Raw genomic sequence first — 13,581 nt, forward strand, 5'->3', positions numbered from 1 at the left:
ACCGATCAGTCGACTCGGCATGAACCGAGACAACCTCTTGAGGCTCCACATCTAGTCGCTTGCCGTCTCGTCAACGATCCGGCGCAGCGGCGCTCGCGACAATTCGTTGTTCGCGTCGGTCAGCTTGCGCAAAAGCACGAGAAACGTCTCCCGCTCTTCCGGCGAGAGCTCCTTCAGGATGACGTCCTGCGTCTCAAACACGGACGGCCGGACGGAATCGAGATATCGGGCGCCCTCATCAGTCAGCTTGAGTATGCGGGCGCGCCGGTCGGACGGACTGACGCGCCGCGCAACGAGCCCGCGCGCCTCCAGTCGCGCGATGACGCCGCCGATTGTCACGCGGTCATAGGCAATCAGCCCGGCAAGCGTCGCCTGGTCAATTCCGGGATGGTTTGAAAGCTGCGCCAGAACGGCGAATTGCACCGGCGTCAGTTCGAAGCCGGCCGCCCCGGTCTCGGCCATGAAGGCCGATACGGCGATTTGCTGAAGCCGGCGGATCAGGTGCCCCGGCAAGTCGTCGAGATTCGTCATGTCTCCCCCAAACCTATCCATTGTCAAAACAGAATATCGTCGCCGTGGCAACTGATCCTTCCTCCGCCCGCTGTTCTCCCGGCACGGGGTCGGCTACGCACGCGCTCCGAATATAATAAGCATACACATTATTTCTTGACGCCGGTCAATTTAATAAGTACACGTCCTATTAAATCGAGCCAAGGAGGAGCCGTTCGATGAACATGATGATGCCTGAAGACAGCGCCGAACTGCGCGCGCTTTACGCGGCCTTCAAGAAAAATCACCTCAATCCGCTCTGGACCCAGATCGGCGACCTGATGCCGGCGCACCCCAAGCCCAGGGCGAAGGCCCATGTCTGGAAGTGGTCGGAGCTTTATCCGCTGGCGCAGCGATCCGGTGAACTGGTTCCCGTCGGCCGCGGCGGAGAGCGCCGCGCCATCGGCCTTGCCAATCCCGGGCTTGGCGGAGAGGCCTATGTCTCGCCGACGCTGTGGTGCGCGATCCAGTATCTTGGTCCGAAGGAAACGGCGCCCGAACACCGTCATTCCCAGAATGCCTTCCGTTTCGTGGTCGAGGGCGAAGGCGTCTGGACCGTCGTCAACGGCGATCCGGTGCGCATGAGCCGCGGCGACTTCCTGTTGACGCCCGGCTGGAACTTCCACGGCCACCACAACGAAACCGACCAGCCCATGGCCTGGATCGACGGCCTCGATATCCCCTTTTCCTATCAGAATGACGTGGGCTTCTTCGAATTCGGCTCCGACCGCGTGACCGATTATGCCACGCCTGACTATTCGCGCGGCGAACGCCTGTGGTGCCATCCGGGCCTGCGCCCGCTTTCCGGCCTCGAAAACACCGTAAGCTCCCCGATCGGGGCCTATCGCTGGGAATATACCGACCGGGCGCTCACCGAGCAGCTGCTGCTCGAGGAGGAAGGTCAGCCCGCCACCTTCGGCCAAGGCCATGCAGGCGTGCGCTATATCAACCCGACCACGGGCGGCGATGTCATGCCCACCATCCGGGCGGAGTTCCATCGCCTGCGCGAAGGCGTGGAAACGGCAACGCGCCGCGAGGTCGGCTCGACCGTGTTCCAGGTCTTCGAAGGCCGTGGCGCCGTCGTCATGAATGGCGAGCGCAAGACACTGGAAAAAGGCGACATCTTCGTCATCCCGTCATGGGTCGCATGGTCACTGGAGGCCGAAACACAGTTCGACCTCTTCCGTTTCTCCGACGCGCCGATCATGGAACGTCTGCACTTCAACCGCACCCTGGTCGAAGACGCAGACGCATGATGAGCCTTGACGAAGCCCGACGCGCGCTGATGGCGCGCCAGGGCCCCGGCGCCCGTTACGACGCGCCCGAGGCTCCCGCCGAGATGCTGCATCTTGCGCGCACCGGCACGGCCTATTTCGCGCGCTTTTTGAACCGGCTCAAGGAGCAGGACCTCTACGAGCCCCTGCGCACGGATGATCGCACCGCCGCCCACGTGATCTGCGCCGTCTCCTACCAGGCGCGCGGCATTGCGCGCCAGGGCGAGGCGATCGCTGCGGGAAACACCGTTCCGCCGCTCCATGACAGCGACGACGAACTCAGAGCGAAAATCGAACTTGGCGCCACATTGCCCGACCGCGCGCTGCGCCACCTGTTCGATCACACCGCCGTGCACCTGAACGTCGTCTGGCGCGACCTTTCCGGCGATGGCTGGCGGAGGGAAGCCCCGGACGCCCTCGGCGCATGGCGCCCTTTTTCCGACAGCGCCCGCGCCCGGGCGTGCTTCATCTGGGCCGCCGCCTTCGATCTCGGCAACGGCGCGCGCGAGAACGACCTCCCGGCAGCGCTCGCCGCTGCCAACTGCCCTGAACTCGCCGTCTTGAGCGGCGCCGACATGAAAGGACTTTTCCGATGAACAAAGAGGCTCTCTTCCCCTCCCCCGCATGGCCGACCATTCCGGTCGAAGGCGAAACCGCCGGATATCCGGTCCATCGGGTTTTCTGTGTCGGTCGGAACTATGCGGCCCATGCAGCGGAGATGGGCGTAGAGGTGGATCGTGAGGCGCCGTTCTATTTCACCAAGTCGGCATTGATGACCGAGGCCAGCGGCGCGACGATCGCCTATCCGCCGGGCACGGAGAATTTCCACTACGAGATGGAACTCGTCATCGTCATCGGCAGCCCGGTCTTCCGCGCCGACAGGGCAGCCGCCCAGGCGGCGATCTACGGCTATGCCTGCGGTCTCGACATGACCCGGCGCGACCTTCAGCTCGCCGCCCGCGCCAAGCAGCGCCCCTGGGATCTCGGCAAGGACGTCGAACAATCGGCCGTCATCGCCGCCATTACCAAGGCCGATGCCTTCGGGACTCCCGGCCCGCAACGCATCCACCTCGAAGTCAACGGCGAGGTCAAGCAGGACGCCAATCTGTCGGATCTGATCTGGAAGGTCGATGAAATCGTCAGCGACCTGTCGAAATTCTACCACCTCGCCCCCGGCGACGTGATCATGACCGGCACCCCGGCAGGCGTGGGGCCCGTCGTTTCCGGCGATGTGATCACCGGCGGTATCGACGGCCTTCAGCCCGTGAAGCTTTCGATCGGAGCGGCGGAATGATCCGCTTTTACGGCTATTTCCGCTCATCCTCGGCCTATCGCTGCCGCATCGCTTTCAACCTGAAGGATGTCGACTACGACTTCGTTTCGGTGCATCTGCGAAAAGATGGCGGGCAGCAGAAAAAGTCTGACTATCGCGCGAAGAACCCGCAGGCGCTGGTGCCGGCGCTCGAGGACGGCGATTTCATCCTGACCCAGTCGCTCGCGACCATCGAATGGCTGGACGAGACCTTTCCCGAAAAGGCGCGGTTGCTGCCGGAGGACAAGGACAGGAGGGCGAAGGTCCGTGCCTTCGCCCAGGCGATTGCCTGCGACATTCACCCGCTGCAGAACCTGCGCGTTCTCGACTATCTGAAAGCCGAATTCGGCGCCGACCAGGCAGCGCTTGACCGCTGGTGCGGGCGATGGATCAGCGATGGTCTCGCCGCCTGCGAGGCGCTCCTGGAAAAGGAACCAGCCTCCGCTTTCTGCTTCGGAGAAACGCCGGGGCTCGCCGATATCTGCCTGATCCCGCAGGTTTTCTCGGCTCACCGTTTCGGCATCGACCTTTCCGCCATGCCGCGGCTTGTAGCGATCGCCGAGGCGGCCAACGCGCTTCCGGCCTTTGCCAATGCCCACCCGCGCAATCAGCCCGACGCGGAGTAATCAACGTCGCTCAGGCCGCACCGAGGAGGGCCGCCTGGCACAGTCAACATCAACTGGAGGAGAAAACATGTCGTTTCATAAATCTGGCCTGAAGGCCCTGCTAGCTTCCGCAACCATCATCGCCGTTCCCTTTGCCGCCGAGGCGCGCGAATTGCGCATGGGCCTCATCACCCCGCCGAGCCATGTCTGGACCAAGGTTGCCGAGCGGATGGCAGAAAAGCTGCCCGAGGCGACCGAAGGCGAACTGACCCTGGCAATCTTTCCTGCCGGCCAGCTGGGCACGGAGCAGGAAATGTTCCAGCAGATGTCGGCCGGTCTTCTCGATGCCGGGCTGATGACTGCCGCCATCACATCCCTGCGCGCACCCTCGCTGCAGGGCTGGTTCACGCCCTATCTGTTTGCGGATGTTTCCGCTGCGATCGACGCCGCCGATACGCCTGCAGCGGGACAGATGCTCGACGAGCTCAATCACGCCGGCCTTCACGGCATGGGCTACACATTCGCCGGCATGCGCCACATCCTGATGCGCGACGAGCCGGCCACCGATGTCGCTGCACTCCAGAACAAGAAGATCAGGATCGTCCCCTTCCCGGCGATGAAGGTCTGGTGGCAGGCCGTGGGCGCCGTTCCCACCCCGGTCAACCTTACCGAGGTCTACCAGGCCCTGCAGACCGGCCTGCTTGACGGCGTCGATATCGACCTCGACGCGCTTGTCGGCCTGAAATTCCAGGAAGTCGCCCACGATCTGACGCTGACCAGCCACATGCCCTTCCCGGCCGTGATGGTCGTCTCGGACATGACCTGGGCCACTCTGACGGACGAGGAGCAGATCGCCTTCCAGGACGTTGTGGACGAGGCGCTCGCCTGGGGCTCGCAGAAGCAGATTGAAGCAGAGGCCGGCAACCTGGCAACGCTTGAAAGCGAGATGGACGTCACACGGCTGACGGACGGCAAGGAAGCCTTCGCCACCGCCAATGAAGCCGTCGATGCAAGCTTCGCCGCCTACCCGCTGATCGGCGCGTTCCAGGCCCAGATCGCGGAGCAGGCGCAGTGAACCTTCTGGGCAAGATATCTGCCGGGCTGGTCCAGCTTGAACGCTGGGCCAGCAGGTTTCTCGTGGTCGGGTTTGTCGGGCTGATCGTCGCCAATGTCGGCATGCGATACCTTGTCGGCCGCCCGATCATCTTTGCCGAGGAACTGGCAGCCATCATGCTGGTCTGGCTTGCCTTCATCGCCACGTCGATTTCCATTCACACCCGCGCCCAGATCGGCGTGACGCTGCTGGTCGACAATTTCTCCGTAACCTGGCGCAGGCTGATCGACCTTCTGGTCTGGCTGCTGATCACGATCATGCTCGCCATCCTGCTGAAGGCCGGCGTCACCTGGGTCCGCTCGCCCGTGGTCGAATTCGAACAGGTGATCACCACGGGATGGGCGAAGGCCCCGTTCTTCACCATCTTCCCGATCTTCTGCGCCTGCGCGCTGATCCATGCGCTGGCCCATGTGGCGCGCGCCGCGGGCGAAATCAGGGAGAAAAAAGCATGACCGGACTTTCGTTTCTCGTTCTGCTTCTGACCGGGATGCCCGTCGCCTTCGTGCTGATCGGCGCCACCCTCGTATTCGTGTACCTGTCCAGCCGCGAGCAGTTAATCGCCGCGATCCCGCAGATCTCTTTCGGATCCGTCGAAAACTTCGATCTTCTGGCCATTCCGCTGTTCATCCTGCTTGGCGAGATCATGAATGAAAGCGGCCTGACGCGGCGCATCATCACATCCGTCCGGGTGTGGATCGCGCGCCTGCCGCACAATCTCGTCATCGTCAACCTGATCTCCAATCTGGCGCTTGCCGCGATCATGGGCTCGGCAACGGCCCAGATGGCGGTGATGAGCCGGGTCGTCGTTCCGGAAATGGAGCGCGACGGCTATGATCGCGGCTATGCCGCCAGCCTGACGGCCTCGGCCGGCCTTCTCGGTCCGATCATTCCGCCGTCCATGCTGCTGATCATCTACGGCGTGATCGCCCAGGTCTCGATTGCCGAGATGTTCATGGCCGGCATCGTTCCCGGAATCGCGCTCTTCGTCCTGATCCTGGTCCTGGCCTTCTGGCAGGCGACGCGCAACCACAAGCAGCAGGGCGGCACGGAGCGCCTGAACCTTTCGCAGAAGATCGCCGCGACGATCCCCGGTCTCGCCGCGATGCTGATCCCGCTCGTCATCGTCGGCGGCATTTCCTTCGGCGTGTTCACGCCGACGGAATCGGCCGCCGCGGCGATCGTTGTCGCGCTCGTCTTCGCCGTTCTCGAATTCAAGGGTCAGACATTCCGGCGCATCGTCCCGATCATCGACCGGACCGTCGCCAACTCGGCGATCGTTCTGTTCCTGATCGTCGCCGCGAAAATCTTCGGCTGGGTCCTCACCTTCAATCAGGTGCCGCAGCATGTCGCGGCCTTCATCGTTTCGTTGACGGATGATCCGACGATCTTCCTCCTGCTGATCGTCGTCTTCCTGTTTATCGTCGGAATGTTCCTCGACGGCATCGCGGCATTGATCATCCTGACGCCGATCCTTCTGCCGGTGGCCATCAGCCAATATGGCATCGACCCGATCCAGTTCGGGCTGATCCTTGCCATGACGCTGGTTCTCGGCCTGCTCACGCCTCCGGTCGGAACCGGGCTCTATATCGCGGCGGCCCTGTCGAAAGTCTCGGTCATGCGACTGTCGAAACTGGTGTTGCCCTATGTGGCGGCGACGCTCGCCGTCATCCTCGCAGTGGTCTTCATACCCTGGATGGTGCACCCGTTCTGAGCGACGGGTTCACCGGCGCCCCGGTGAAGGGAGCGCCGAACGCGTGAAGAACGCCGGTTCGCGGAAACGACCCGCAGGGGTCGCCGGTACCGGCAGCCGATAACCGAAATCATATTCAATGCCCCAGGCCAGGCTTGCGGGCACACAGAGGAGATGTGTCATGTCAAACGTCGCAAATGAAGCAGACCCGATCCTGATCGCCGGCGGCGGCATCGGCGGCCTTGCCGCCGCCATCGGTCTGGCGAACAAGGGGCTGAAGTCGCTGGTGCTGGAGCGCGCGCCGAAGCTCGGCGAAATCGGCGCCGGCATTCAGCTCGGCCCAAACGCCTTTCATGCCTTCGATTATCTGGGCGTCGGCGATGCCGCGCGGGCGATTGCCGTCTATATCGACAATCTGCGCCTGATGGATGCCATTGACGGTCAGGAGATCACCCGCATTCCGCTGGACGATGCCTTCCGCGCCCGCTTCAGAAACCCTTATGCCGTGATCCATCGCGGCGACCTCCACGGCGTGTTCCTGAAAGCCTGCGAGGAGCATCCGCTTGTGAGCCTGCGCACCAATGCCGAAGTGGTCGACTACGATCAGGACGAAAACGGCGTCACCGCGATCCTGAAGGACGGAGAACGGCTGAAGGGGTCAATCCTGATCGGCGCAGACGGGCTGTGGTCCAATGTCCGCAAGAAGGTGGTCGGCGACGGCGCGCCGCGCGTTTCGGGCCACACCACCTATCGTTCTGTCATCCCGACGGAAGACATGCCGGAAGACCTGCGCTGGAACGCCGCAACGCTCTGGGCCGGGCCGAAATGTCACATCGTCCATTATCCGCTCAGGGGCTGGAAACTCTTCAACCTGGTGGTGACCTATCACAACCACGCGCCCTCGCCGGAAGCCGGCGTGCCGGTCTCCCACGAAGAGGTCCGCAAGGGTTTCGAACATGTGGCGCCGGTCGCGCGCCAGATCATCGAGCGTGGTCAGGACTGGAAGCGCTGGGTGCTTTGCGACCGCGACCCGGTGGAAAACTGGATTGACGGCCGCGTCGTCCTGCTGGGCGACGCCGCCCACCCGATGATGCAGTATTTTGCCCAGGGCGCCTGCATGGCCATGGAGGATGCCGTGGCCATTTCCCATGTGCTCGGCGAGGAGGGCGGTCCGCTTGACGAGGCCCTTGCCCGCTACCAGGAACTGCGCGCGCTGCGCACTGCGCGCGTTCAGCTGCAGTCGCGTGAAATCGGCCAGCACGTCTATCACCCCGGCGGCGCGCACGCCGCGCTTCGCAACGCGGTGATGCGTTCCAAGTCGCCGGATGACTGGTACGATATCGTCTCCTGGCTCTACGGCTCCACCGGTCTCGAAGGCGCGGTCTCGGCCTGAGCGATCATCTTCAGCCGAAGAGCCATCGCCAGCGCGCCTGCCGCCCGAGCGCGGCAGGCGCGCTGGCTGCAAGACTTGCATTCCTTGAAAAGATGACGCTTTCTGCGGGTTCTTGCCACAGCCGAAAGGTCTGAACCATGAAAACCCGCAGCTTCGCCGTCATCGGTCTCGGAACGTTTGGCAGCACGGTTGCCAGCGAACTTGCCCGGTTCGGCAATCCGGTGCTCGGCATCGACATCGACGGGCAATATGTCTCGCGGCTGGCCGAAACACTGACGGAAGTGGTCATTGCAGACGGAAAGGACGAGGTCGCGCTCAAGGAAGCAGGCGTCGGCGGCTATGACGTCGCCGTTGTCGCGATCGGGGAAGATCTGGAGGCGAATGTGCTGTGCACCATGAACGTCAAGATGCTCGGCGTCGAGACGATCTGGGTCAAGGCCCTCAACCGGACGCACCATCGCATCCTGACCAAGCTCGGCGCCGATCGCGTGATCCTGCCCGAGCATGAAATCGGACAGCACATCGCCCAGATGCTCCACAATCCGCTTGTGCGTGACTATGTCAGCCTCGGCAACGGCTACCATGTAGTTGATTTCAAAGTGCCGGCCGAACTTGATGGCAAGATGGTCGGAAAGGCCGCCATCTTCGAAAAGTACAATGTCAGGGCCTTGGGCGCGATGCGGGACAATCACTATCTGTCCTGCGATGACGGCGACCTCAGGCTCAGGGAGGACGACAAGCTTCTTCTGCTCGGCAAACGGTCGGACCTGCGCCATTTCGGGGACGATCTGCGTGACGGGAACTGACGCATGCTGCGCATCTACCCGAAACGTCGAAGGCCGCATCTGGCGCCACCGCTCCTTCTGATCCTCATCTATGCCGGTTTCATCATTCTCGGCACGCTCGCGCTGAAGCTTCCGCTTGCGACGGCCAGCCCGATCACCTGGTGGGATGCCGCCTTCACGGCAACATCGGCGGTGACGGTGACGGGGCTCGTCGTCGTCGACACAGGCAGCCAGTACACACTTTTCGGCCAGGCTGTGGTCATGCTGCTGATCCAGATCGGCGGGCTTGGCCTGATGACATTCGCCGTCCTGATCCTGTCGATGCTCGGCCTGCCGGTCGGCTTTACCCATCGTCTTTACCTCAGGGAGGACCTCAACCAGACCTCCGCCACGGATCTTCTGGCGCTGACGCGCATCATCCTCAAGGTCGTCCTCTTGTGCGAACTGATCGGCGCGGGGCTTCTGGCCACGGTGTTCGTGCCCGAGGCGGGCTGGCGCGAAGGGCTCTGGCAAGCCGCCTTTCACGCGGTCTCAGCCTTCAACAATGCTGGCTTCGCCCTGTTTCCGGACAGCCTGAGCCGCTGGGTCGGGAACCCCGTCATCAACCTGACCGTTCCCGCGCTCTTCATCATGGGCGGGCTCGGTTTCACCGTCGCCTCCGACATCTGGCGCACGCGCAACTGGCGTCGCTTCTCGCTGCACACCAAGCTGATGCTGGCCGGCACGGCGGCGCTGCTCGTGTGGTCGACGGTCTCATTCGCGACGATGGAGTGGACCAACCCGGGGACGCTTGGAGCGCTTCCCTTGTCCGATCGCCTGTGGGCCAGCTGGTTTCAGGCCGCCACCACACGCACGGCCGGGTTCAACACCGTCGAGATCGGCAATCTTTCCGACGGCACCGCGCTCATGTTCATGACCCTGATGTTCGTCGGCGCGGGCAGCACATCGACCGGTGGCGGCATCAAGGTCACAACCTTCATCGTCCTGTTGCTGGCCACGGTCGCGTTCTTCCGGAGCCGGGCCAACATCCATGTCTTCAACCGCGAACTCGGGCTGGAACAGGTGATGAAGGTTCTCGCCCTGACGACAATCAGCGTCCTGCTCATCCTTTGCGCGACCTTCGTGCTGCTTCTGTTTCACGAAGGCGACTTTCTCGCCGTCGCCTTCGAAACGGTTTCGGCCTTTGGCACGGTCGGCATGTCGCGCGGCATCACCGGCGATTTCGACACTGCCGGAAGGGCCGTCATCATGGCGGTCATGTTCATCGGTCGCGTCGGCCCCATGACGCTGGGCTTCCTGCTCGCCACCCGCAAGCCAAGCCGGATCGGCTACCCGGCGGGCACTGTCTATCTCGGCTAGGAACCTGCACCATGCAAAAAGGCGATGGCGACGCCGCGGGAAACGGCGCCGCCGCCGGTTTGGGCACAAATGCAGGAGCTGCAATGCCTGCCGGGTGCGAGCCCTAAGCCTTGACTACCTGTCCGGCTCAGGCCGTGCGGGCCTGCCGCGCAATCCGCGCCCATTCCGGGATCCAGTCGTGATGGGCGACCAGCAGGTCGTCGACCAGCGACCAGATCTGGTCGAGGTCGAGTTCGGCGGCCGTGTGCGGGTCCATCATCGCGGCGTGATAGAGATGTTCGCGGTTTTCGTTGATGAGCGCCGCCACCGTCAGCTCCTGCACGTTGATATTGGTGCGGATGAGGGCCGTCAGTTGCGGCGGCAGGTCGCCGATATAGGTCGGCTGAATGCCGGAGGCATCGACGAGGCAGGGCACTTCCGCCGCGCAGTTTTCCGGCAGCGAGGTGATGCAGCCATTGTTGCGGACATTGCCGTAGATGACGGAGGGCTCGCCGGTCCACACCGAATTCATGATCGACGAGGCGTATTCCTTGCTCTGTTCAACCTTGATTTCATCGGCCTTCCTGTATTCTGCCGCCTGATCCTTCCATTTGGCGATCTGCTCGACGCAGCGGACGGGATATTCATCCAGCGGAATGCCGAATGTCTCGATCAGGTCCTCGCGGCCTTCCTTGATGAAATATGGGGTATATTCGGCAAAATGCTCGGAGCTTTCGGTGACGAAATAGCCGAGCCGCGTCAGCATCTCGTAACGCACCTTGTTGGGGCAGCGGGGGTTCCAGCTTGACGGTTTCGGGAACCGGCCCTCGCGGTAGCCGCGCACCAGATCCGGATAGAGGTCGCGATAGCTGCCATCGGCCTGGCGATGTTCGAATTTCAGGAAGAACGCCATGTGGTTGATGCCGGCCGAGCGGTAACGGATTTCCTCATAGGGAATGTCAAGGTCGCGCGCCAGTTCGCCCGCCGTGCCCTGCACCGAATGGCAGAGGCCGACCTGCTTGATGTTCGGGTATTTTTCCGCAATCGCCCAGGTGTTGATCGCCATCGGGTTCACATATTGCAGCAGAATCGCGTCGGGGCAGATCTGTGTCATGTCCTCGCAGATCGACCAGAGATGCGGCACGGTTCTGAGGCCGCGCATGATGCCGCCGACGCCGAGCGTATCGGCGATCGTCTGGCGCAGGCCATACTTCTTCGGCACCTCGAAATCGGTCACGGTGGCCGGTTCATAGCCGCCGATCTGGAAGGCCACGACGACGAAATCGGCACCCTCCAGCGCCTCGCGCTGATTGATGTGGGTGGTGATCACCGATTTCGAACCAAGCGTGCGGGCGAGCTTGCCGGCAACGATCTCGCTTTCGGCAAGCCGCTCCGAATTGAGGTCCATCAGGGCGATGGACGCGTCTTTCAGGGCGGGGCGCTGTAGAGCGTCGCCAATGATGTTTTTCATGAAAACCGTGGAGCCGGCGCCGATGAAGGTGATCTTGGGTTGTCTTGCCATGGTAAAATTCCTCAAATTCAGGCGGCAACTTCGAAGGCGGCCTTGACCAGCCGCTTCGTGTAGTCTGTCTGCGGGTTTTCCAGCACATCGCGCACCGGACCCTGTTCAACGATCTTGCCGTGCTGCATGACGCAGACACGGTGGCAGAGCGCCCGCACGACCTTCAGGTCGTGCGAGATGAAGAGGTAGCTGAGGCCCCGCTCGCTCTGCAGCTTGCGCAGGAGTTCGATGATCTGCGCCTGCACGGAGAGGTCGAGCGCCGAGGTCGGCTCATCGAGCAGGATGAACTCCGGCTCCAGCGCCACGGCGCGGGCAATGGCGATGCGCTGGCGCTGGCCGCCGGAAAACTCGTGCGGAAACCGGTGGGTGATCGAGCCCGGCAGGCCGGCATCGACGAGGGCATCGCGCACCCGCTCGTTGCGGTCCTTGCCGGACGAGCCGATATTGTTGACGATCAGCCCTTCCTCGATGATCTGGCCGATCGTCATGCGCGGATTGAGCGAGGAAAACGGATCCTGAAACACCACCTGCATGCGCGAGCGCAAGGGCCTGAGCTGTTCGCGGGATAGCCCCTCGATGTGCTTCTCGTCAAAAAGCACTGTGCCGCCATCTGTATGGATCAGCCTCAGCAATGCCTGGCCGAAGGTGGTTTTTCCCGAGCCGCTTTCGCCCACCAGCCCCAGCGTTTCGTGTTTTTTCAGCGTGATCGACAGATCGTTGACCGCGACAAGCTGGCTGTAGCTGGATTTGAAGAAGGTGCCGGTCTTCAGCGTGAAGGCGACCCGAACGTCCCGGCCCTCCAGGATGGTCTGCGATCCTTCCGGCAGCGGATTGGCCTCGCCGGAGGGCTCGGAACTGAGGAGCTTTTTCGTGTAGGGGTGCTGCGGGTCGGCGAAAAGCGCCCTGGTGGTGTTGTGCTCGCGCACCACGCCTTCGCTCATCACATAGACATAATCCGAGAAATGCTGGACCACGGTCAGGTCGTGGGTGATCAGGATGACGGCCATGCCGAGTTCCAGCTGCAAGTCCCGGATCAGGCCGAGGATCTGCGCCTGCACCGTCACGTCAAGCGCCGTGGTCGGTTCGTCGGCGATCAGCACGTCCGGCTTGTTGGCAAGCGCCATGGCGATCATCACGCGCTGGCGCTGCCCGCCGGAAAGCTGGTGCGGATATTGTTTTAAGCGCGCCTCCGGTTCTGGGATCTGAACCTGTTTCAGAAGCTCCAGGGTTTCGGCTTCCGCATCTTTGCGGCTCACGAGGCGATGGGTCTGGATCGCTTCGATGATCTGCGATCCGATCGTGTAGATCGGGTTCAGCGAACTCATCGGCTCCTGAAAGATCATCGAAATCCGCGATCCGCGCATGTCCCGACGCCGGCGCTCAGAGAATTTGAGAACGTCCTCTCCGTTATAGTTTATGGTGGCTCCCTTGCCGACGCTCGCGCGCTTGGGAAGAAGCCCCATCACCGTCCGGGCCGTGACGGATTTCCCGGATCCGCTCTCGCCGACGATGGCGATGGTCTCTCCGCGATAGAGCTGGAACGAGACATCGCGCACAGCATTCACCGTGCCGTCCTCGACCGCAATATCGACGGCGACATTGCGAGCATCGATGATCGGCTCGCCCTGCTGTGCGCCATGATCGCGCCGCGTGGAAGGCGCCGTGTCATGTCTGAGGTCGTCAGTCATTGAAAGCGTCTCCTTCTCAATAGGGGTCGATGGCATCGCGCAACCCGTCGCCGAACGCGTTGAAGGCGAAGACGGTCAAAAGCACGAAGGCGACGGGCGACAGCAGCCAGGGATAGGCGCCGATCACCGCATAATTGGAGGTGTCGCGCAGCATCAGCCCCCAGGAAATCATCGGCGGCTTCACAGCAAAGCCGAGGAAGCCAAGGAAAGCCTCGAGCAGCACGACCGTGGGGATTGCAAGTGTGACCGCTACGATCACATGGCTCATCACGTTGGGCAGGATATGGCGGAAGATGATGCGCTTGTCGGTG

General features: G+C 62.6%; 14 protein-coding genes. 10 read left to right on the plus strand and 4 right to left on the minus strand.

Going from position 1 to position 13,581, the window contains the following annotated elements:
- Positions 1 to 51: 51 nt before the first annotated feature.
- On the minus strand, positions 52 to 531 hold the full coding sequence (locus AC5DC2_RS09745) for a MarR family winged helix-turn-helix transcriptional regulator (protein ID WP_024706077.1): 480 nt from the start codon (positions 529 to 531) through the stop codon (positions 52 to 54).
- 197 nt (positions 532 to 728) lie between these two features.
- Here AC5DC2_RS09745 and AC5DC2_RS09750 point away from each other — a divergent pair, with 197 nt between their 5' ends.
- The 10 genes from AC5DC2_RS09750 to AC5DC2_RS09795 all read left to right on the plus strand — a co-directional run bounded on the left by AC5DC2_RS09750 (position 729) and on the right by AC5DC2_RS09795 (position 10,081).
- A complete protein-coding gene (locus AC5DC2_RS09750; RefSeq protein ID WP_491698333.1) occupies positions 729 to 1,805 on the plus strand; it encodes a cupin domain-containing protein in 1,077 nt (358 codons plus the stop codon).
- A complete protein-coding gene (locus AC5DC2_RS09755; protein WP_491698334.1) occupies positions 1,802 to 2,419 on the plus strand; it encodes a maleylpyruvate isomerase N-terminal domain-containing protein in 618 nt (205 codons plus the stop codon). Before AC5DC2_RS09750 ends, AC5DC2_RS09755 begins: the two co-directional genes overlap by 4 nt.
- Positions 2,416 to 3,117: a fumarylacetoacetate hydrolase family protein gene (locus tag AC5DC2_RS09760; protein ID WP_491698335.1), complete on the plus strand. Its 702-nt coding sequence runs from the start codon at positions 2,416 to 2,418 to the stop codon at positions 3,115 to 3,117. The genes AC5DC2_RS09755 and AC5DC2_RS09760 overlap by 4 nt, the downstream gene beginning before the upstream one ends.
- Complete coding sequence (maiA, locus tag AC5DC2_RS09765; RefSeq protein WP_491698344.1) at positions 3,117 to 3,761, plus strand: maleylacetoacetate isomerase; 645 nt, start codon at positions 3,117 to 3,119, stop codon at positions 3,759 to 3,761. Before AC5DC2_RS09760 ends, maiA begins: the two co-directional genes overlap by 1 nt.
- 67 nt (positions 3,762 to 3,828) lie before the next feature.
- Positions 3,829 to 4,815 (plus strand): TRAP transporter substrate-binding protein, encoded by a 987-nt coding sequence (locus AC5DC2_RS09770; protein WP_491698336.1) that lies wholly within the window; start codon positions 3,829 to 3,831, stop codon positions 4,813 to 4,815.
- A complete protein-coding gene (locus tag AC5DC2_RS09775; RefSeq protein WP_491698337.1) occupies positions 4,812 to 5,306 on the plus strand; it encodes a TRAP transporter small permease in 495 nt (164 codons plus the stop codon). The genes AC5DC2_RS09770 and AC5DC2_RS09775 overlap by 4 nt, the downstream gene beginning before the upstream one ends.
- On the plus strand, positions 5,303 to 6,565 hold the full coding sequence (locus AC5DC2_RS09780) for a TRAP transporter large permease (RefSeq protein ID WP_491698338.1): 1,263 nt from the start codon (positions 5,303 to 5,305) through the stop codon (positions 6,563 to 6,565). Before AC5DC2_RS09775 ends, AC5DC2_RS09780 begins: the two co-directional genes overlap by 4 nt.
- A gap of 160 nt (positions 6,566 to 6,725) precedes the next feature.
- Positions 6,726 to 7,937, plus strand: a complete 1,212-nt coding sequence (locus tag AC5DC2_RS09785) for a 3-hydroxybenzoate 6-monooxygenase (protein WP_491698339.1) — start codon at positions 6,726 to 6,728, stop codon at positions 7,935 to 7,937.
- Positions 7,938 to 8,074: 137 nt separating this feature from the next.
- Positions 8,075 to 8,743, plus strand: coding sequence for a potassium channel family protein (locus AC5DC2_RS09790; protein WP_024706068.1), 669 nt, complete (start codon positions 8,075 to 8,077; stop codon positions 8,741 to 8,743).
- A gap of 3 nt (positions 8,744 to 8,746) precedes the next feature.
- On the plus strand, positions 8,747 to 10,081 hold the full coding sequence (locus AC5DC2_RS09795; protein WP_491698340.1) for a TrkH family potassium uptake protein: 1,335 nt from the start codon (positions 8,747 to 8,749) through the stop codon (positions 10,079 to 10,081).
- 127 nt (positions 10,082 to 10,208) lie between these two features.
- Here AC5DC2_RS09795 and AC5DC2_RS09800 read toward each other — a convergent pair whose 3' ends face one another.
- The 3 genes from AC5DC2_RS09800 to AC5DC2_RS09810 form a co-directional block, all read right to left on the minus strand.
- Entirely contained in the window at positions 10,209 to 11,582 is a 1,374-nt protein-coding gene (locus AC5DC2_RS09800) for an alpha-glucosidase/alpha-galactosidase (protein WP_491698341.1), read from the minus strand.
- A 17-nt stretch (positions 11,583 to 11,599) separates the two neighbouring features.
- Positions 11,600 to 13,270, minus strand: coding sequence for an ABC transporter ATP-binding protein (locus AC5DC2_RS09805; RefSeq protein WP_491698342.1), 1,671 nt, complete (start codon positions 13,268 to 13,270; stop codon positions 11,600 to 11,602).
- Positions 13,271 to 13,286: 16 nt separating this feature from the next.
- The coding region (locus AC5DC2_RS09810; protein WP_491698343.1) for an ABC transporter permease subunit at positions 13,287 to 13,581 on the minus strand (295 nt) is incomplete at its 5' end.

The sequence above is a fragment of the Martelella sp. genome, from assembly GCF_984369615.1.